The sequence below is a fragment of the Chryseobacterium mulctrae genome (assembly GCF_006175945.1).
GTDB lineage: Bacteria > Bacteroidota > Bacteroidia > Flavobacteriales > Weeksellaceae > Chryseobacterium > Chryseobacterium mulctrae.
Genome location: NZ_VAJL01000001.1, coordinates 4,397,209 through 4,418,257, shown reverse-complemented (window position 1 = coordinate 4,418,257; position 21,049 = coordinate 4,397,209). Strand labels below are relative to the sequence as shown.

The window sequence follows — 21,049 nt, the reverse complement described above, 5'->3', positions numbered from 1 at the left end:
CTTTCTGAAAGTCTCCTGTATATCTTTAAAATCCTTCGTCGGTAAACCCATAATGCTGAAAAAAGCTCCCGAAGCTTCCGTTCAACAGGGTTTTCATTGTTCGTGCTTCGCACGCAACGAAAACTTAGCTATTAGATTTGAACCCAAATATGACATTCAATTATATATCCGGTAAAAGTACAGACAGCTCAGAAAAAGGCAAAATAATGTGGGCAAGAGTAAAAGGAAAAACTGAAAATGCCTTAATGAAATTGAATTTTAAAGGACAATACAATTTCCGACCAGGTTTTATGAAACATTTTAAAGAGCAGAAAAACGTAAAAACAATTTTTAAAATTTTCGGGGCATTCTACCCTACACTTTTTCCGAAAAGCTCATTAACATTACAAGAAGTCGGTAGAGCAATGATTAATATCTCAGAAAAAGGCTATTCAAAACAAATTCTGGAAGTAGCAGATATTAAAAAAATTGCTCAATAAAATCTTGCTTAAAAACAACTTAACTTATTGTATAAATTAGGTTATCTGTAAAATGTCAACCACAAAATTTTATAACAATTATCCTTAAATCTATAACAGTCTTCAATCTATATTTTGGAAATTTGTACCATAAATTATGACTTATGCTACAAAAATATAATATCCTCGGAATGACCTGTTCTGGTTGTCAGAAAAAGATTTCAGAAAAACTAAACAGTGTAAACGGAATTTCGGCTGATGTCAATCTTGAAACCAGCTCTGTAGAAATCACTTCTGATGCAGAAATCAATCTTAATGAATTGAATAAAGCACTTTCAGAAATTGGAAATTATAAATTAGAAGATCCTAATAAACCTGAAAACACATTTGTAAAACCTCAAGACTGGGTTTCGCCTTCTTCCGTCTATTATTGTCCAATGGAATGTGAGGGAGACAAAGTATATTTTCAACAGGGAAAAAGATGTCCAGATTGCAATATGTACCTAGTTCCGATTGAGGAAAAATTAGCAAAAGATCCTAATCATAAACCAACGTACTCTTCGACCAACTTGCCTGAAAATTTCAAAGACCATATCGGAAGCTTTTATTGTCCGATGTTCTGTGAAGGCGATAAAGTGTACGAAGAAAAAACAGATTGCCCGGTTTGCCAAATGCATCTGGAAGAAATTACCGAAGATTTGGTTAAAAATTCAGCTTCCCATTCACATCACCATCATCATAATCATCAACAACACGAAACCCCAAAAGTTACGGATGATATGGCAGGAAGATATTACTGTCCGATGTTTTGTGAAGGTGATAAAACTTACGACAGCAATGTTGGTTGCCCGGTTTGCGGAATGGATTTGGTAAAATATCCTGAAAAAGGCGAAGAAGAAACCGATGATACTTATCTTATTTTAAAAAGAAAATTTATTATTTCTTTGATTTTCACTATTCCCGTTTTTATTCTTTCAATGGGTGGAATGTTGATCGATTTTCCTTTTTCACACAATCTTCAGGGAATTTTTGAATTGATTTTAACCATTCCTGTTTTATTTTATTCCGGGTGGTTTATTATGAAAAGAGGTTGGGTTTCATTTAAAACATGGAATCTGAATATGTTCAGCTTAATTGCTTTAGGTGTCGCTGCAGCTTTTATTTTCAGCATTGTTGCTTTAGTTTTTCCAGATTTGCTTCCTCATGAGATACAAGGTCACAATCAAAAAGCACCATTATATTTTGAAGCCGTTTCCGTTATTCTGACTTTGGTTATTTTAGGCCAATTAATGGAAGCTTTAGCGCACAAAAAAACAGGAAATGCCATCAAAGAATTGATGAATCTTTCTCCTGATGAAGCCAATTTAATGGTAAATAATGAAGAAAAAAGAGTTCCGCTTTCTGAGGTGAAAATTGGAGATCTATTGAAAGTAAAACCAGGCGAAAAAATTCCTGTTGACGGAAAAATAATCGAAGGAAATTCTGTAGTTGACGAAAGTATGATTACCGGAGAGCCTATTCCTGTTGAGAAAAATATTGATGACCAGGTAACTTCAGGAACAATTAACGGAAATCAGGTTTTCCTGATGAAAGCAGAAAAAGTAGGCGACGAAACCTTGCTTTCGAAGATTATAAAAATGGTGAATGACGCAAGCAGAAGCCGTGCTCCGATCCAAAAACTGACTGATAAAGTGGCTAAAGTTTTTGTTCCGACTGTTATTGTTGTTGCTATTATTACTTTTATTTTATGGCAGATCTTTGGTCCGGAAGGTCAGAAAACTCTATTTGCTTTTATCAATGCAGTTGCGATTCTTATTGTCGCTTGTCCATGTGCTTTAGGATTGGCAACTCCAATGTCTTTGATGGTAGGAATTGGTAAGGGTGCTAAAAACGGAATTCTTATAAAAAATGCAGAAGCTCTTGAATTAATGCACAAAGTAAACATCTTAATTACAGATAAAACAGGAACTTTAACTGAAGGAAAACCATCTTTAGAACACATCGAAATTATTAATAATTCTTCTGAAAATTTAATTTTAAAACTAGCTTATTCTTTAAATCAAAATTCAGAACACCCTTTATCAAGTGCTGTCATCAAGAAAGCAAAAGCCGAAAATATTTCAGCCGAAAAAGTTGAAAAATTCGAAAATATTTCTGGTCAAGGCGTGAAAGGAATCATTAATGGTAAAACGGTTTATTTAGGAAACGAAAACCTTTTAGTTTCTAATGGAATTCAAATTCCGGAAAATTTAAAATTAAAAGCGAAAGAAGTTCAGTCAAAAGCACATACACTTTCTTATATTGCTCAGGAAAATGAGACTTTAGGTTTTGTAAGTTTTAGCGATAAAATTAAAGAAAGTTCCAGAAAAGCGGTTCAGCATTTAATGAATGAAGGAATTGAAGTGATTATGATGACCGGTGACAACGAAAATACTGCAAAAGCTGTTGCAGATGAATTAGGAATTAAAAATTACAAAGCAAGCTGTCTTCCGGAAGATAAATTGAATGAAGTAAAAAAACTTCAAGAGCAGGGAAAAATCGTAGCAATGACCGGAGATGGAATTAACGATTCTCCTGCTTTAGCACAATCCAACGTCGGAATTGCTATGGGAACAGGAACCGATGTAGCGATAGAAACTGCAGAAATTACCTTACTGAAAGGTGATATTTTAGGAATTGCCAAAGCAAAGATCTTAAGCGAAAAACTCTTGAGAAACATCAAAGAAAACCTGTTCTTTGCTTTTATCTACAATGTTTTAGGAATCCCGGTTGCGGCAGGATTGTTGTATCCATTTTTCGGAATTTTATTGTCTCCAATGATTGCAGCAGCAGCAATGAGCCTGAGTTCTTTATCGGTGATTTTAAATTCATTACGATTGAATTCTGTGGATTTAGAAATTAAATAAGGTTTAAAAAATTCTCGCAGCCTTATTGGGTAACACAGATTTTTGAAAAAAAATAATTAATCTGCACAATCCGATAAATCTGCGAGAAAAATAATATAAGTATGAAAAAAGAAAGTTTTCACATTGGTTGTTCAGGTTTCTACAATAACGATTGGAAAGGTTCACTGTATCCGGAAGATGCTAAAAGTAAAGACTTTTTGATTTTATATTCAAAAGAGTTTAATGCTGTAGAAATTAATTCTACATTTTACAGAAAGCCAACTGCAAAAACACTTCAAAAATGGTTTGACGAAACGCCTGATGATTTTAGATTTTTCATTAAAATTCCTAAAGTAATCTCTCACGAAAAACGCTTAAAAGATTGTAAAGAGGAAATTGCAGAATTCTGTTCGCATATTCAAAAACATTTGGGTGAAAAGCTTTCAGGCTTTCTGTATCAGTTTCCACCATCGTTTAAAAATACACAAGAGAATCTGGATTTAATTTTAAATAATGTAGATTTTAATTATTTAAATGTTATTGAATTTCGTCATGAAACGTGGTGGCGTGATGATATTTACAAAATCTTAAGTTCAAAAAATATAATCTTTTCTGGAGTAAGTTTTCCAGGAAATCTTCCTGATGATTTCATTATCAATCATTCTGAACTATTCTATTACCGACTTCACGGAAAACCCATACTCTATAAATCTGAATATTCGGAAGATGAAATAAAATCTCTAAGTGAAAACATCCTAAAATCAGGAAAAAAAGGTTTTGTATTTTTTAATAATACCTGGGGAAATGCAGCGGTTAAAAATGCTATTCAACTTAAAAATTATTTAGCTAAATAATTTTAATTAAAAAATCCTTAAAAAGTGATATTTATATAAAAATTGGCATTACCTTTGTTAACTAAAATTTGTAAAACTTAACATTTTTTAACAACTTAATTTCCAACAATCTTTATGAAAAAAACTTTTGCGGAAAAGTCTATGAATAAGACTTTTCTAAGGATGTTTACAGTAATGACTGTAACATCAACACTATTTACAGGATGCAATCAGAAAACTGAAGTAAAAGAAACCGAAAAAATTCTTACCAAATTGTCTCCCGTCGCAAAAGTCGCTCAAATAGATGATGAGAATGTACCCACCGATAAAAGAGTAATCTATCTTACCTTCGACGATGGACCGAATCGCGGCACTGAAAATCTTTTAAAAATATTACACAAAAGAAATGTTTGTGCGACAGCTTTTGTCGTAGGAAAACATGCATCAGACAGTAAAAGACAGAAAGAAGATTTCGAAAAAATGAGAAGAGATCATTTAATTGAGCTTGCTAATCACAGTCATACTCATGCTCACAATAAATATTCAGATTTTTACAAAAATCCTGAAGCGGTAGTTAATGATTTTAATATTGCCAAAGACAGCTTAAAACTTCCCGGGAAAATTGCAAGAACACCAGGAAGAAATATCTGGAGACTCAATAATATTAATGTTACCGATATTAAAAGTTCTTCTGAAGCAGCAAATAGATTAAAAAACGCAGGCTACAAAGTGATAGGTTGGGATCTGGAATGGAAACCTACCAATAAAATGACTTTAAAGGGAAATCACGAAGCGATGCTTAAAAAAGTAGATAGCATCTTCTTTAACGATCTTGAAAAAACGTCAAGACATTTGGTTCTTCTTACCCACGATCAATATCTTAACGATTCAGATTCCATTAACGAACTTGATTTATTTATTGAAAAATTACAGAAATCAAACCGGTTTGTTTTCAGAAAAGTTTCGGCTTATCCGAAGATCAATGAGATTTTGAATTAATATTTTTCACTTATATGCTTAGACTTCGCTCAGCATGACATCTCTAATAATAACTTTTAAAATTGAACCATTAAGGAAATTTAAGAAGTTAAGCATCATTAAGAAAAATCAAATAGATTTAAAAAAAGCAAAGCTCAACTTAATATTCTTAACTCCTTAATAAAACCTTAATGGTTTAAAAAATTATTTAAATCCTTAAAATTTATTTTAAAATTCAGAAATTTGCAGTTATGAGTATTCAGGAAAATTACAGAGATATAAAAAGCCGTCTTCCGGAAAATGTACAATTGGTTGCCGTTTCAAAAACGCATCCCGTTTCTTCTATTCAAGAGGTTTATGATTTGGGTCAAAAAGTTTTTGGTGAAAATAAAGTTCAGGAATTGGTTGAGAAATACCCTCTCCTTCCGAAAGACATTCAATGGCATATCATCGGACATCTTCAAACCAACAAAGTAAAATATATTGCAGAGTTTGTTGATACCATTCAAAGTGTAGATTCTGAAAAGGTTTTAAATGAAATCAATAAAGAAGCGGGAAAACACAACCGTAAAATAAAAGTTTTACTTCAGGTAAAAATTGCCGAAGAAGATACAAAATTCGGACTTGAGATTTCTGAAGCTAAAGGTTTATTTCAAAAATTTATTAATGGAGATTTCCCTAATACCGAAATCACAGGTTTGATGGGAATGGCAACTTTTACTGAGGATGAAAATCAAATCAAAAAAGAATTTTCAGTTTTAAAAAATCTGTTTGATGAACTAAGCCAAATCAAAAAACTGGAAACATTATCGATGGGAATGAGTGATGACTTCCCGATCGCCATTGAATGCGGTGCCAATTCTGTGCGTGTAGGATCTGCAATTTTTGGAAGAAGAGATTACTCAAACTAAAGATTTAGGAATGATATTTGCTAATACTCAAGCAAAAAATACCTAAATTTGCAACTATGCAAAAAATCCTTATTGTAGAAGACGAAAAAGCAATTTCCGGAGTACTTCACAGTATCCTTTCGGACGAACTAACTGACTATGAATTTGTCATTGCCGACGATGGCTTAGAAGGCTATAAACAAATAGAGAAAGAAGATTTCGCATTGGTGATCTCAGACATCAAAATGCCAAAACTTTCCGGAACTGAGCTTTTAAAGCAAAGTTTAGCTCTTAAACCCGAGACTACTTTTATTATGATTTCCGGGCATGCCGACATTGATTCTGCGGTTTCTTGCTTAAAGGACGGTGCATACGATTTTATTTCTAAACCAATTGATATCAACCGATTGATTACAAGTGTGAAAAACGCTTTGGTGAAAGAAACATTAAAAAAAGAAAATAAAAATCTTCAGACCGAAAATAAAACCCTGAAAAAGAAAGTCAACAAGAAATACCAAATGATTGGTGAATCTGCGGCTTTAAAGAAAATTCAGGAAATGATCGAGAAAGTAGCTGTTTCTAATGCAAGAGTTTTGATTACCGGACCCAACGGAGCTGGAAAAGAATTGGTAGCTCATGCTATTCACAATTTAAGTGAAAGATCGAGAGGACCAATGGTGGAAGTAAACTGTGCGGCAATACCTTCTGAATTGATTGAATCTGAACTTTTTGGTCACGTAAAAGGATCATTTACAGGAGCTATCAAAGATAAGCAGGGAAAATTTGAACAAGCGAACGGCGGAACCATTTTCTTAGATGAGATTGGAGACATGAGCTTAATTGCACAGGCAAAAGTTTTGAGAGCATTGCAGGAAAGTAAAGTTTCTCCGGTAGGAAGCGACAAAGAAATCAAAGTTGATGTAAGAGTTTTGGCTGCAACCAATAAAAATATGCAGACAGAGATTGAAGCTGGAAGATTCAGAGAAGATTTGTATCACAGACTTTCTGTAATTGAGATTTATGTACCGCCTTTGGATGACAGAAAAGAAGATATCAGTCTTTTGGTAAGCCATTTTTCGGGAATGATTGCTGATGAGCACGGTACTGCTTTGAAAAAATTTGATGAGTCTGCAATTGACGCATTAAAAGCCCTTTCCTGGACTGGAAATATCAGAGAACTGAGAAATGTTGTGGAAAGATTAATTATTCTTGGAGGAGCTACGGTTTCCGAAGAGGACGTTGCAAGTTTTGTTAGAAAATAATTTAATTATAAATTAAAATACATTATAAAAATTTGCAGTACCTATACTGCAAATTTTTTTTGAACTATTATGAGCTTTTTAAATAAAAATTACACGAAAGAAGCCTTAACGCTGGCTCTTCCGGTAATGCTTACGCAGGTGGGACAGGTATCTGTCAACCTTTTTGATAATATCATTGTAGGAAAACTCTTGGGAGCAGATGCTTTGGCATCGGTTTCTTTGGGAAATGCCGTGTTTTTCTCGATGTTTGTTTTGGCATTGGGTTTCTCTTTTGCCATTCCGCCATTGGTTTCTGAGGCACATTCTAAAAATGACCACAAAACAATTAATTCAGTTTTCAGTCACGGTTTTATCATCAACATGACTGTAGGCATTATTTTAATGTTGATTTTATTTTTAGGATTACCACTACTCTATCACTCTGGTCAGCCGGCAAAAATTATTCCTGATACGGTAGATTTCTTATGGATTATGGCGATCAGCATTGTTCCGTTTATGGCATTTCAGACTTTGAGGGAGGTTTCTGAAGGTTTATCTTATACCATTGGGGTAACCAAAGCAACAATTATTGCTAACGTAATCAATATTGTACTCAATTATGTATTGATTCAAGGAATTTGGATTTTCCCAGAAATGGGCGTAAAAGGTTCTGCTTTAGCAAGTTTAATTGCCAGAATTTTCATGGTTTTCTTTCTTTATTTTGTTTTAATGAAAGAACCAAAAACCAAACAGTACATCAAAGATTTTTCATTAAAATTGCAGGTTTTTTCTAAGAAAATGTTCGAAAAAATGGTAAGATTAGGTTTCCCGACTGCATTACAGATGTTTTTTGAAGTAACGGCTTTTGCTGGAGCAGCGTTTATCTGCGGATTGATTTCATCGCATGATATTGCTTCACACCAAATCGCTTTGAGTATGGCGTCATTTACCTTTAATTTATGTATTGGTTTTAGTGTGGCTTCAACGGTTATGATTGGTAGAAAATTGGGTGAACAAAATTTTGTGGAATTAAGAAAAATAGGAATCAACAACTTAAAAATCGCATTTCTCTTTATGTGTTTTTGTGGAGTTATATTTATCTTAGGACGAAATATTTTACCTACATTTTTCACAAAACCAGAAGAAGTTGAAGTAATTATGTTAGCTTCAAAGCTTATGATTATTGCAGCATTATTCCAGCTTTCTGATGGAATTCAGGTAACTGCTTTAGGAATGTTGAGAGGTTTACAGGATGTAAAAATCCCGTCAATTATTACATTTATCGCGTATTGGTTAATTACAATTCCTTTAGGATATTTCCTTTGTGTAACCTTGGAAATGGGTGCTTTTGGAATGTGGATCGCACTTGGATTAGGATTAACGATTTCAGCATTTATGCTCGTTAAACGTTTTCTCAATATGTCTGCCCGAAGAATTAAAGCAAACAAAATATAATATTGAAAGCGGTCTGTGGCTCGCTTTTTTTTATTTGTTATCTTTAAAATTCAAATATTTACCATGAAAACAATACTAGAAACCGACCGTCTTTTGCTTAGAGAATTTTATGTTAGTGATGCAGAAAGTTTTTATGAATAAAATTTAAATCCAAACGTTATAAAATATACCGGAAATTCTGCTTTTAAAAATATTAAAGAGGCTAAAGCCTTTCTGGAAAACTATTCAGATTACCAAGGAAATGGTTTTGGAAGATGGGCAGTGATCAATAAATCGACCCAACAATTTATCGGTTGGTGCGGATTAAAATATGATGAAAATCTAAATGAAACAGATATTGGTTTCCGTTTTTTTGAACATTTTTGGAACCGCAGATTTGCTACCGAAAGTGCAGAAGCCTGCATCAATCATGGTTTTGAAAAATTAAATTTAAAAACAATTGTAGGAAGAGCAATGAAAGAAAATACAGCATCTGTAAAAGTTTTAGAAAAAATCGGACTTCAATATGAAAAAGGCTTCGATTTTGATGGGCAAGAAGGTGTGATTTATACAATTAAAAATAAAATGATAAGATAAGTATGGAAAATATAGTCATTGAAAAAATTAAAATCGACGATATTGAAAAGCTTCAGCGCATCGCGAAAAAGACTTTTTTCGAAACCTTTTCGCCCTATAACAGTGCAGAAAATATGGAAAAATATCTTAACGAGAAATTTTCTGAAGAAAAATTGCTGTCAGAACTTAAAAATAAAGATTCTGAATTTTTCTTTGCTATCTATCTTGGTGATGTTGTCGGCTATTTGAAAGTCAACTCAGGAGATGCACAAACTGAATTACAGGATAAAAATTCCCTTGAAGTTGAAAGAATCTATGTTTTAAAAGACTATCATGGTCAAAAAGTTGGGCAGATCTTATACGATAAAGCATTGGAAATTGCACAAAATAAAAATCTACAATACGTTTGGTTAGGTGTTTGGGAAGAAAACCACAGAGCCGTTCAGTTTTATAAAAAGAATGGTTTTGTAGAATTTGATAAACATATTTTTAAGTTTGGAGATGAAGAACAGACGGATTTGATGATGAGAAAAGATTTATTTCAATGATAAATTATACTTCTGAAAAATTTAATTTGCCAATAATTAAAATGGTAAAATTGTTTTTCGTCTCGGAATTGACCTTAAAAAAATACTTGCCATATTAAAGTTTGAAAAAGCTATAAAAAGGTGGCGTGCTTTTCATAATTACACGCCTGTTTTTTCTAAAAGCTCGCGTGGATTTGTGTAAATCGACGGGAGCTTTTGGTATAATCTTCATGAAAAGTTTATGATTATTTAATCAGATAAAAACTATACTTTTAAAGTAAAATTCCTCCGTAACCTAAATAAAGCTAAGTTTGCATCTTTAATAAAATATTCAAAGCTGGTATTTTCACCAGCTTTTTTTAATTTCGAAAAAATAAATATTTGGATTTAATTTATACCTTCTTTTTCTTTTCATAATCTTTTATGGCTTTGGTAAGGCTTTTTACAGTTGTTCCCAAGTAGGAAGCCATATCTTCTTTTGAAATTTTCATTTCTTTAGCTTTGAGATCTAAAAGCTGAGACAACGTATGTTCTGTAGCATGAAGTTGCTGATAAGACGATCGGTTTGAGGTATTTGCAATACGTTCTGCAAAAACATCTAACAGTAAATTGTTTAAATTAAGATCACTTTTAATCAACGACTGGAAATACGGAATCGTTATGGTAAATACAGTAACCTCGGTAATCGCTTCAATGCTGCAGATACACGGAACATTTTTCATCATCTCAATTTCCCCAAGTATTTCTCCTTTTCCCAAAAACTCAACGATGTATTCCTCATCACTTTCTTCTGTAAAAAAGCATTTGGTAATTCCGCTTTTTATAAGCATTATTTTGTCGGAAACTTCGCCTTGCGTTAATAATTTTTCGTCTTTTTCGAAGAATTCTAAAATAATATTTCCTTTATGTTCCTGGTTATGAAAAAGTATCTCAAGATAATTTAGAAATGGTTGGTTCGTTCTTAACATTATTTTTTATTTCAGATAGATACCTTTCGGAATCTATTATTTATACTCACTTTTATCAGCAGAAAATTACAAAAACTAAAATGAATAGAATATGAATTATTTAAATTAATCCATAAAAAAACTCGCTCCTAAGAACGAGTTTTAAATATAATTATTTCTTCAAACATTTTTCCAGGAACTGATCTTGTTCCCAAAGCAAATGCAGAATATTTTCTTTGGCTGCATAACCATGAGATTCTTTTGGAAGAAGAACCATTTTCACAGGCGCTCCGAGGTTTTTTAAAGCCTGAAAATATCTTTCGGTCTGCAAAGTAAAAGTTCCGGGATTGTTATCGGCATCACCATGCACCAATAACATTGGAGTTTTCATTTTATCAGCATTCATAAATGGTGACATTTTGTTGTAAATTTCCGGAACATCCCAATAGTTTCTTTGCTCACTTTGGAAACCAAAAGGCGTTAATGTTCTGTTGTACGCTCCACTTCTTGCAATTCCACACGCATAATCTTTAGAATGTGTTAAAAGATTTGCCGTCATAAAAGCTCCGTAAGAATGTCCTCCAACTGCAACTTTTGTCCTGTCGATATATCCTAACTGATCTACCGCATCAATCGCAGCTTTTCCGTTAGCAACCAACTGTGGAATGAAGGTATCATTCGGCTCAGTTTTTCCTTCTCCGATAATTGGAAACGCCGCATCATCAAGTACAGCATATCCTTTTGCCGTCCAATACACAAAAGAACCGTAATAAGGGAAGGTAAAATCATTTGGATTCTGAGTATTTTGTCCTGCAGTATTTTTGTCTTTATATTCTGTAGGATAAGCCCAGATTAATAAAGGTAACTTTTCTTTTTTAGCTTTTCTGTCGTAGTTTGCCGGCAAATAAAGTGTTCCTGTCAAAGTAACTCCATCATTTCTTTTGTAAGTAATCACTTCTTTGTAAACATCTTTAATGCTTTCAAAAGGATTGGCAAAATTGGTTACCGCTTCCGTTTTATTAGATTTAATATTTTTCTTGAAATAATTCGGATACTGACTTGCCGATTGCTGAATCGTCAACACCTCTCCTCTTGCAGGATTGATAATATCGATGATTTCTTCTTTAGCATTTTTAAGATTTGAGGTGTAAAGTCTTTTCTTTTTTAAAGATTTCATATCCATTTCATCGATAAAAGGATGTTGGCCATCTTTTGTAAATCCGTCTCCAATAAGATAAGATTTTTCGCCTTTCATATCTACAACATATCTTCCGAAGTCATTTTTTGTGGTGTTAAAATTTCCGGGATCACTGTAGACATCCTGATAATTTCTATCTTCTATTACTTCAGATCTCCCTGTATTTAAATCAACTAAATAAGATTTTGTATTTCTTGTATCGTACCAGCTTTCACCAACGATAGCATAGTGATTGTTGGTCCAGCTTACGCCACCATATCTTTGTTTGGTTTTAAAGAAAGATTTTGGCTGAGCTGTAAACGGTGCTTCCCAAGTGAAAACTTCATCTCTGAAATCAACAGTTTTAGACTGATCTCCACCATCCAAAGCTTCGGTATAAACCAAAGTAGCAGGTTGATCTGCTCTCCAACCCATATATCTTTTTCCGGTTCTTACAGATGAAAATCCTTTCGGCATAATTTCATTTAAAGGAACTTCATTCACTACTTTTACTGTATTTCCTTTTGCATCGTAAACCGTTGTGGTCATTGGAAATCTATTGAGCGGAACAATGTATGAATATGGTTTTTTAATGGTTGTTACCATTAAAAAATTTCCATCAGGAGAATATGTTAAATCCGAAAAAATATCTTTGTCTTTAAACTTTTTAAGATCGCCATTCAAATCAACATGATACAATTCTGAAGCGGTAAGAATATCAAAATTTTGTTCGTCTTGCGGATTTTTAAGCAAATCCTGATATGTTCTGTTTTGAGAAACTTTTCCGTCTGCTGTTGAAACAATTGGTCCTGTTGGAAGATCTTTAGAGGGATCAATTAATTGAGGTCTATTTTCTGGCAAAATTTTAATTAGAAAACTCTGGGAATCTTTCATCCAAACGAATGGATAATGCAAGTTTGCATTAAGATTATCTTTAGTGATCTTTTTTGCTGTTGCTGTTTCAAGATCAACGATCCAAAGCTCAACTCCTTTATCAGTAGTATTAGTAAACGCTAATTTCTTTTCGTCTGGAGAAAAAGAAGTATTGGTAATTTTGGGATTTTGCGGAAGACCTTTTACCTGAACCTCCGTTTTATCGTTCATTTTACGAACTTTTAGATTATTTGAATACGTAATTGTACTCGAAATATTTATCACTGGATTAATTCTTAACCCTCCCAATTTCATTTCCTGTTGATTGAGATCGTATAACGTTTTATACGTTGGTCGATACACAAAAACAACCCAGTCTTTTTTAGAATTGGTCAAAACACTTGGCGGTCGGTCGTAATCTGCAAGTTTTAAAATTTCTGCAGAAGGTTTCTGATACGAGATATTTTCCTGAGCTTCATAAAAATTAAGAAACGCAAGAAGACAGATGGTCAATTTGATCTTCATTATCTTTTTGATTTTTAACGAATTTAATGAAAGTTTCGAATCAAAAAAAATCTATCTATTTATCTTTTAGAAATTGTTGAAATATTATTTCAAACTCTTGTGTAAAATATCAGAAACCTTTTCAATTTCTTCTAAAGTATTGAAATAATGAGGTGAAAGTCTTACTGCACCATCAACCTTCTTATCTGTAAAATCAATCAATGCTGAATTTTTATAGCTTACAGAGAAGAAAACATTATTTTTTTTCAAAACTTTCTGAATATTATCCAAATCATTATCAGGTCCGCAAAAAGTAACAATACTGCTTAAGTTTTTTCCTATATCTAAAACTTTAAAACCACCTTTTTCAAGATACTTTCTAAGTGTTTCAGCTAATTTTTTATTATAGTTTTCTATATTATTTAAACCAATAATATTGGCATATTTTACAGCCTCCATCATTCCTAAAACAGCAGCGTAAGAAACTTCCCAATGTTCAAATCTTTTGGCAGTTTTAAACAATTCGTAATTATTGTATTCCGACCAATGCGCACCTCTCATATCCAACAAAATCGGTGCATAATCCTGTTCTAAAACTCTGTCTGAAACATATAGAAACCCACTTCCTCTTGGTCCTCTCATAAACTGTCTTCCGGTTGCAGTTAAAAAATCACAACCTATTTTTTCTACATCAACAACCATTTGTCCAACCGATTGGCAACAATCTGCCAGATATAAAATATCATATTGACGACAGGTCTTCCCAACCGCTTCAATGTCCTGAATCAATCCTGAATTGGTCGGAATATGAGTTACAGCAACTAATTTAGGATGATTTTGTTTGATTAAATTTTCAAGATCTTCTAAATCGAGTTCATTATTCTCCAGTTTTTTAATTCGGATAATCTTTACGTTTAATCTTTTTTGAAGTGAAATAAATGTAATCTGATTAGAAATATAATCATCAACCGTGGTAATAACTGTATCTCCTTCTTTAAAAATAATACTTGAAAGTGCTTTTGAAAATGCTTCTGTTGCACTTGTCATAAAAGCAATATTTGAAGGTTTGCAATTGATGAGTTTTGCCGTTTCGGTATAGAAATTTTCAAGCAATTCTGTATTTCTGTTAGCAACTTCATAACCTCCGAACTGCTCTTCTTGTTGAAGATAATCAATCATAGAATCTACCACAATATTGGGCATTAAAGATGAACCGGCATTATTAAAGAATAATTTTCCGTCTGATAACCCTCTTGTTTCCTGTCTTATTTTATCTGTATTCATTTTTTTACTATTATATTTTAACTATAAAACCTGTATAATCTGCGTGAATTATATTTTATCCCACTGATTACACAGATGTTCACAGATGATAATTTACTTTAAACGTAACAATTTTATACAAAAAATCCCGAATTTGAAGTATCGGGATTTATCTATTTTTAAAATTATTTTGCTAGTCCAAAACACTCCAACCTCTTTTCGGATTGGTGTTTGAAGATACTTCCTGTTCATTAACAATAATGTTTTCTCTTCTTTGTCCAATGTAATCCAACTCGCTCAGTTTTGAGAAAATAGTTTCCAGACTTCTCAACATTTGGCTGATGTATAAAAGTGGTTCACCGGAATTGTGATGATCATAATTGGTTTCTGCCACAGTAGAAAGTTGGTTTAACAAAGTGTGTGGTGCAATTTCGCTCCATTCTAAACTGTAATTCAGCATTTCTTCCAATTCTCCGGGAACTAAAACCTGCGTTGAATTATACATTCTTAAAGCTAATGTGGCAAAAGTTTCGATTAAGAAAACCGGTGGTTGATAAGGAATAATATTTCTGAATTGGAAATACATATCTCCAAAAGTATTTACCAAAACATTACACAAAGCTTTTACATTCAATGCTAAAGCTGTATTCTGATTTTTATGCGAAGCTTTCTGAATAATTTTAAATGCGTATTGTTGTAAATTTCCAATAGATTTTGCAAATCCATTATAATAATCAATCAAAACCGGATGGCTTTGAATCGATGTACACGGCGGAATAAAGTTAGTATTTACCTGCGCGATATTTCCTTTAAAATCTACCTTTCCAACAACCAAATAATTTCCACCAGAATGATTACTGTTCAGTGAACTTACCGGAAGCAATTCAATGTGATAATTAGCGTGCGAATTCGGATGTCTAGGTGGAATTTCTTCGGGGTCAATATCTCCAAAGGGTACTTTATCAAACGGATTTACAGATATCAAAATATAATATTCTCCATCCATTTGGTTTTCATCAAGATTTAAAGATTTAGCCAAAGATTTTACGCTCACTCTCCTATCTTTCAGCTCCAATCTGTAACCGGCTAAAGTTACAGCACTGCAATTTTTGATAAACAACTGTACATCATTAGTTGCCGTATTATGAACATCAAAAATAGTTTTATCTGTAAACTCGTTCGACAAAGGCAGCAAACCGTAGTTATAATTGGTAATCCCAAGAGAATTACCATCTCTTATCGTATCTATTAAAAAATTATCCTGATCGTTGAGATGTCTCTGCGAAACTTTCATTCCATCAACCCAGTTGATAGCAAAATGTTTTATGGGCTGTATCATATTGTAATACTTTTATTTGTGTGATTTTGATTTGATTTATTTTTTTCCTTCTTCTTCGTGCTGAATAACTCTTTTGCAGATCACTACTTCATTTTCTGAAATGGTATTCGTCGTAATATCCTGATCGAAATCGATGTATTTTCTAAAGCTGAAAAACGATTTCTTGGTATAGAAAATCCAGTAATAAGATTCTTTGTCTTCGTCTGTTAAGTGAATAACAGATTTAGGGTTTTTGTGATTGTAATCGTCAACGACACGGAAAAACCAGTCTCCGAAGGTTACTCCTGTCGGTAAAGTTTTAGCCTTAATTCTAAAACGGTTTGCATCTTCAAGGTTTTTACTCAGTTCAACGTTCAAAACCATTAAACGGTCAAAGTCTGCTCCGTCAAAATCCGGTGGTTTCTGATCCGGAGAATACCTCCACGTTTTATAAATATCAACCGGAATACTGATAAACTGAATATAACAGTAATAAAAAACCATCGGTACAAAAAATATAAGAACGCTGGTTGCAGACATTACAGGATATCCTGCTCCTTTGCTGATCCATCCGAAAATCAGAACAAAAAGATAAGCTCCTACCAAAGCGCAGGTTACCGATAAAATAGCTTCAAAAGTAATACTTGAAGTCTGCGACTGAAAGTGCTTTCTGAAAAATGTATGCATCAAATTAACATGGATAATCCCAAAAATAAGATAAATAACCTGTGAAATAAGATACCAATACGGATTAAACGAGTTTCCTGAAAAACCAAAAAGCCCAGGTAATGCAAGACACAAACTGCACAAGAGTACATAAATAATAATAACTCTGATTTTTATTGCAGGTTTGTTTTTTCTGATTACCCCTAAAATTACCATCATGATAATAGCAATAAGCGGGACGAAAATATACCTGAAAAATATACCTTTTACTGAAGAAATTTCCATTTATTTCTTTTAATATTTAGTTTGATTGATGAATTGTAAATATAATAAAATATTTTACAGAAAAGTAGAATAACCGAGCCTGTTTGCATTTCTTTGGTCGTCTTCCAGCACAAAAGAATAGTCTTTTTTTTCTGTAATAAAATTTTCTTCAACATCTACAGAAACTGGAAGGCAATAATCGTACAAAGCTTGTAAAACTTTTCTGAAAGGATGTCCCGGAATATAATTTTTCATATCGTCATAAGGAATCGGACCTACATTTACAATCCAGTTTCTTTCACCATCCATATGTTTTCCGCTTGCAATGTAAGTGACTCCCAATCTTGAATTTCCCAGAAGAATAGACGAATCGTCTTCTTTCATTCTGTCGATTTCGTTGGGTGTAAAAGTAATCTCAACGGGAACTTTCAAAAAAGCAGTCATGCAACGCTCAAACCATTTTTTATCACCTCTGATGTTATGAAAAAAGGGTAAAACATGAAGAAAAATATAAGCATTCTGCTTATCAAGCATTTTAATAATCGGCCAAAGTTCACTGAAGATCGTAAGAAGCGAATCTGTATCACTCGCCAAATCAAAATCATATTCTTTCAGTAAAGCGCTGATTTCTGTAAAAAAAATCTCTAACTCAAAAGGTCTGAAAAACTTTCGCGCATCGTCTTCTACTCTTTTCTGCTTACGGATTTCTTTTACAACACTTTCTACATTTTTTCTTGAAGTATTGAGTGACGGCGGGTGAAAAATCCCCTCCGGAAGATAATCGTAAATGCCTTCGCGATACGTTTTAATATTGAGAACTTCCTCGTCAAAGCCTAAATAATGACTTGAAATACTTTTAATATCTTTAAGATAAGCTCTGTCGTTTATTCCTATTCTGTCAATAAAAATATTGCTTACAGATCTGTGATATTTAAGGAGATTTACAGCAACTGCTTCAGCCTTAAAATCTGTCTGCAGCTTATTGTAATGCATATCTATTGTGCTGTTGTCGTACATATTTTTTTTCCTGTGATCATGTTTGGTATCGTAAAGATAAAATATCTCTTTATATTGAAAAAGTATTTATCTCAAATTTTCATATTTAAAGATGTAATTTAATATAAAATATTGATTTTCTTGTGTATTAATCTTTATTAAAATAGAAATATTTAAAGTTTAAAGTGAATTCCGGCAAGCTTAGAAATAAACTTTACATAAAATTAACAGTGCTTAAAGCAACAAAAAGGAATTTTAAAGTCAAATTTACATAAGGCTGACTTATCTTTGCAATTCGAAAATTATTTAAAGAAATGAAAAGTATTTATTCTAAAATTTTGCTTTTGGCATTCGTTGCAAGTTCAGTGTATTCTTATGCATGGGGATTAACGGGTCACAGAGTGATTGCTGAGATTGCAGAAAATCATCTTTCCGGAAAAGCAAAGAGAGAAATCAGAAAAATGTTGGGGCAGGAAAAAATGGCGTATTGGGCAAACTGGCCAGATTTTATTAAATCTGACACTACAGGTGCCTGGAAACAGGCTTCAGCTTGGCATTACGTAAACATTGATCCACAGACAGATTTTACAGCATTTGAAAAAGATTTGAAAGCGCAGGCCGGAGCTAATCTTTATTCGCAAATCAAAGTATTATCTAGCCAGATCAAGGATGAAAAAACTTCTGAAAAAGACAGAAAAATTGCTTTGATTTTCCTTATTCACATGATGGGAGATTTGGCACAACCAATGCACACCGGAAGATCAGGAGATTTAGGTGGAAACAAAATTAACGTTACTTATTTTGGAGATAAAACAAATCTTCACTCAGTTTGGGACGGAAAATTGGTAGATTCACAAAAATACAGCTACACAGAATATGCAAAGCTTCTAGATATTAAATCTAAAGACGAAGTAAAACAAATTCAATCTGGAACTTTAGAAAACTGGTTGTATGATTCTCATCAGATTGCCAATAAAATCTATGCTCAAACTCCGGATGGGTCTAAATTATCTTACGATTATCAGTACAAATTTAATGATACCATGGAAAGACAGCTTCTTTACGGAGGTTTAAGGTTAGCGAAATTGTTGAATGATTTGTTTTAAGAGTTGATAGTTGATAGTTTTTAGTTGATTGTCAAACTATTTTACATTATAGAGCGGAACCTCGGTTTCGCTTTTTTTGTTTTAAAAAGTAATGATTTTTCACATACTTTGTTATGCTGAAATCTTTAGGTTCGACGGAGTCAAAACATCTCAATATAGTATAAAAAAAGGATGGAAAGGGTTGGGTCTAGATCCTTTCAGGATGACAAACCATGGGTATATTTTTTTTCGAATGTTCAATTTATGACTACAACCATAGCTCCGATAGAAACGACATCCTTTTTGGTGGCGGACGGAACGAAGTGGAGACCGCTACCAAAAAGATACAGTGGATAGCGGGAAAAAGCTCCTTATAAAAAATTTCAGATTCATTTTTTGAAAAAACATATAATTTTTTTTATAAATGCAAAGGGTAATAATTTACAACTAAATTCTCAACTTCGTTTTAATTAAATAAAAAATAATTGTAATCTGTGTAACCTTTTTAATGTTTCAAACGTATAATATAATAGCAACTCTATTTTTGAGAATAAAATAAATGAGACAATTAAAAATAACCAAGCAGGTTACCAACAGGGAAACCGCTTCACTAGACAAGTATTTGCAGGAAATTGGTAAAGTAGAACTAATTACGGCAGACGAAGAGGTAGATTTGGCACAAAAAATCCGTGCTGGCGACAGAGTCGCATTGGAAAAATTAATCAAAGCCAACCTTCGTTTCGTAGTATCCGTATCGAAACAGTACCAAAACCAAGGTCTTTCTTTACCCGATTTAATTAATGAAGGTAACTTAGGACTGATGAAAGCTGCAAAAAGATATGACGAAACCAGAGGTTTCAAATTTATCTCTTATGCGGTTTGGTGGATTCGTCAGTCGATTTTACAGGCTTTGGCAGAGCAGTCTAGAATTGTAAGATTGCCTTTGAACAAAATCGGATCGATCAACAAAATCAACAAAGCTTACGCTCACCTTGAGCAGGAAAACGAAAGACCACCTTCTCCGGAAGAATTGGCTGAAGTTCTTGATATGAGCGAGGAAGATATTAAAGAATCGATGAAAAACTCCGGAAGACATTTGTCTATGGATGCGCCTTTGGTAGAAGGTGAAGATTCTAACCTTTATGATGTTTTACGTTCTGGAGAATCTCCAAGCCCGGATAAAGATTTGATGCTTGAATCTCTTCAAATTGAAATTGAAAGAGCATTGAATACTTTAACTCCGAGAGAGGCTGATTTGGTAAGATTGTATTTCGGATTAAACGGAAAACATCCAATGACTTTGGAAGAAATTGGTGAAACTTTTGATCTTACAAGAGAAAGAGTTCGTCAGATTAAAGAAAAAGCAATTAAAAGACTGAAACATAATACAAGAAGTAAGATTTTGAAGTCTTATTTAGGTAAATAGTTTTTAGTTTAAATAATTATTAAGCGGAGTTTGATTTTTTCAGGCTCCGTTTTTTTGTATTTTTAAACCATGGAAATATATTTTATTTTCGGTGCTATGATTTCTTTTTTCATTTTTGGAAACTTGGGAATCCACCTTTATTATAAGAAAAAACATGAAAATTTTCTTGATTCTTTAAAAGGTAAAGATTTTACTTTAATTAAAAATCTTGACATGGAAATGGAGTCCTCGGGCAAAATAGGGTATAGATATCAATTTAATAAATCTGATGTTGTCATATTAGAAAATGAAATATTCCTCTTACTTTACAACAAACCCATAAAACAAGCTCAGCCCATTTTACAAATAAGCAATAGTAATTTTGTATCTGACAATATTTCTAAAAAAATCACTTTTGATTCAAAATTTAGAGTACAAGGTAAGCTTAGAATACAAGGAACTTTTGGAAAAGGTATAACAAGTGAAAAATATAAAATATTTTTAGATTTTAATAAAACTGATTTTGATTTGAATGTAATTTTTGAATCTTGTTTAAATGAATAATTTAGTGCAAATAAAAGAGGAGTTTGAAAAAATCAAACTCCTCTTTTTTATAAAAATTTTTACAGTATCTTCAACTCATTAAAATAAAAAATTAACCACCACGTTTGTCATTCAGAAAGAAGCGTAGCGAAGTGAAGAATCTCAATATTTTAAACCATTAAGAGA

At 32.8% G+C, this 21,049-nt stretch carries 17 protein-coding genes and 1 pseudogene; 12 read left to right on the top strand and 6 right to left on the bottom strand.

Annotated features, from left to right (window positions below; genetic code table 11):
* Positions 1-149 precede the first annotated feature (149 nt).
* The 9 genes and pseudogenes from FDY99_RS20565 (at position 150) to FDY99_RS20525 (ending at position 9,843) form a co-directional block, all read left to right on the top strand.
* Positions 150-479, top strand: coding sequence for a Rossmann-fold NAD(P)-binding domain-containing protein (locus FDY99_RS20565; protein ID WP_139423524.1), 330 nt, complete (start codon positions 150-152; stop codon positions 477-479).
* Between the two features lie 143 nt (positions 480-622).
* A complete protein-coding gene (locus FDY99_RS20560; RefSeq protein WP_139423523.1) occupies positions 623-3,364 on the top strand; it encodes a heavy metal translocating P-type ATPase in 2,742 nt (913 codons plus the stop codon).
* A gap of 101 nt (positions 3,365-3,465) precedes the next feature.
* A complete protein-coding gene (locus FDY99_RS20555) occupies positions 3,466-4,197 on the top strand; it encodes a DUF72 domain-containing protein (RefSeq protein ID WP_139423522.1) in 732 nt (243 codons plus the stop codon).
* Positions 4,198-4,311: 114 nt separating this feature from the next.
* Positions 4,312-5,175 (top strand): polysaccharide deacetylase family protein, encoded by an 864-nt coding sequence (locus FDY99_RS20550; RefSeq protein WP_139423521.1) that lies wholly within the window; start codon positions 4,312-4,314, stop codon positions 5,173-5,175.
* A gap of 230 nt (positions 5,176-5,405) precedes the next feature.
* Positions 5,406-6,065, top strand: a complete 660-nt coding sequence (locus FDY99_RS20545; protein WP_139423520.1) for a YggS family pyridoxal phosphate-dependent enzyme — start codon at positions 5,406-5,408, stop codon at positions 6,063-6,065.
* 56 nt (positions 6,066-6,121) lie between these two features.
* Positions 6,122-7,306, top strand: coding sequence for a sigma-54-dependent transcriptional regulator (locus tag FDY99_RS20540; protein WP_139423519.1), 1,185 nt, complete (start codon positions 6,122-6,124; stop codon positions 7,304-7,306).
* Positions 7,307-7,375: 69 nt separating this feature from the next.
* Positions 7,376-8,740: an MATE family efflux transporter gene (locus FDY99_RS20535; RefSeq protein ID WP_139423518.1), complete on the top strand. Its 1,365-nt coding sequence runs from the start codon at positions 7,376-7,378 to the stop codon at positions 8,738-8,740.
* A gap of 63 nt (positions 8,741-8,803) precedes the next feature.
* Positions 8,804-9,316 (top strand): annotated as a pseudogene (locus tag FDY99_RS20530) (GNAT family N-acetyltransferase).
* A 2-nt stretch (positions 9,317-9,318) separates the two neighbouring features.
* The gene (locus FDY99_RS20525; RefSeq protein WP_139423517.1) at positions 9,319-9,843 is read left to right on the top strand and encodes a GNAT family N-acetyltransferase; all 525 of its coding nucleotides are present in this window, start codon (positions 9,319-9,321) and stop codon (positions 9,841-9,843) included.
* Positions 9,844-10,214: 371 nt separating this feature from the next.
* On the opposite strand, the gene FDY99_RS20520 is transcribed toward FDY99_RS20525, so the two are convergent.
* From FDY99_RS20520 to FDY99_RS20495, 6 genes are all read right to left on the bottom strand, one after another.
* Positions 10,215-10,790 (bottom strand): Crp/Fnr family transcriptional regulator, encoded by a 576-nt coding sequence (locus FDY99_RS20520; RefSeq protein WP_139423516.1) that lies wholly within the window; start codon positions 10,788-10,790, stop codon positions 10,215-10,217.
* A 151-nt stretch (positions 10,791-10,941) separates the two neighbouring features.
* Positions 10,942-13,344 carry an alpha/beta hydrolase family protein gene (locus tag FDY99_RS20515; RefSeq protein WP_139423515.1) on the bottom strand — a complete coding sequence of 801 codons (2,403 nt, stop codon included), beginning with the start codon at positions 13,342-13,344 and terminating at the stop codon, positions 10,942-10,944.
* A gap of 84 nt (positions 13,345-13,428) precedes the next feature.
* On the bottom strand, positions 13,429-14,607 hold the full coding sequence (locus FDY99_RS20510) for an aminotransferase class V-fold PLP-dependent enzyme (RefSeq protein ID WP_139423514.1): 1,179 nt from the start codon (positions 14,605-14,607) through the stop codon (positions 13,429-13,431).
* A gap of 172 nt (positions 14,608-14,779) precedes the next feature.
* The gene (locus FDY99_RS20505) at positions 14,780-15,925 is read right to left on the bottom strand and encodes a hypothetical protein (RefSeq protein ID WP_102978871.1); all 1,146 of its coding nucleotides are present in this window, start codon (positions 15,923-15,925) and stop codon (positions 14,780-14,782) included.
* 36 nt (positions 15,926-15,961) lie between these two features.
* Positions 15,962-16,855: a TssN family type VI secretion system protein gene (locus tag FDY99_RS20500; RefSeq protein ID WP_139423513.1), complete on the bottom strand. Its 894-nt coding sequence runs from the start codon at positions 16,853-16,855 to the stop codon at positions 15,962-15,964.
* A gap of 54 nt (positions 16,856-16,909) precedes the next feature.
* Positions 16,910-17,851 carry a type VI secretion system baseplate subunit TssG gene (locus tag FDY99_RS20495; protein WP_139423512.1) on the bottom strand — a complete coding sequence of 314 codons (942 nt, stop codon included), beginning with the start codon at positions 17,849-17,851 and terminating at the stop codon, positions 16,910-16,912.
* Positions 17,852-18,144: 293 nt separating this feature from the next.
* On the opposite strand from FDY99_RS20495, the gene FDY99_RS20490 reads away from it, so the two are divergent.
* The 3 genes from FDY99_RS20490 to FDY99_RS20480 all read left to right on the top strand — a co-directional run bounded on the left by FDY99_RS20490 (position 18,145) and on the right by FDY99_RS20480 (position 20,884).
* Complete coding sequence (locus FDY99_RS20490; RefSeq protein WP_139423511.1) at positions 18,145-18,936, top strand: S1/P1 nuclease; 792 nt, start codon at positions 18,145-18,147, stop codon at positions 18,934-18,936.
* Between the two features lie 538 nt (positions 18,937-19,474).
* Complete coding sequence (locus tag FDY99_RS20485) at positions 19,475-20,341, top strand: sigma-70 family RNA polymerase sigma factor (RefSeq protein WP_034757900.1); 867 nt, start codon at positions 19,475-19,477, stop codon at positions 20,339-20,341.
* Positions 20,342-20,410: 69 nt separating this feature from the next.
* On the top strand, positions 20,411-20,884 hold the full coding sequence (locus FDY99_RS20480) for a hypothetical protein (protein WP_139423510.1): 474 nt from the start codon (positions 20,411-20,413) through the stop codon (positions 20,882-20,884).
* Positions 20,885-21,049 lie beyond the last annotated feature (165 nt).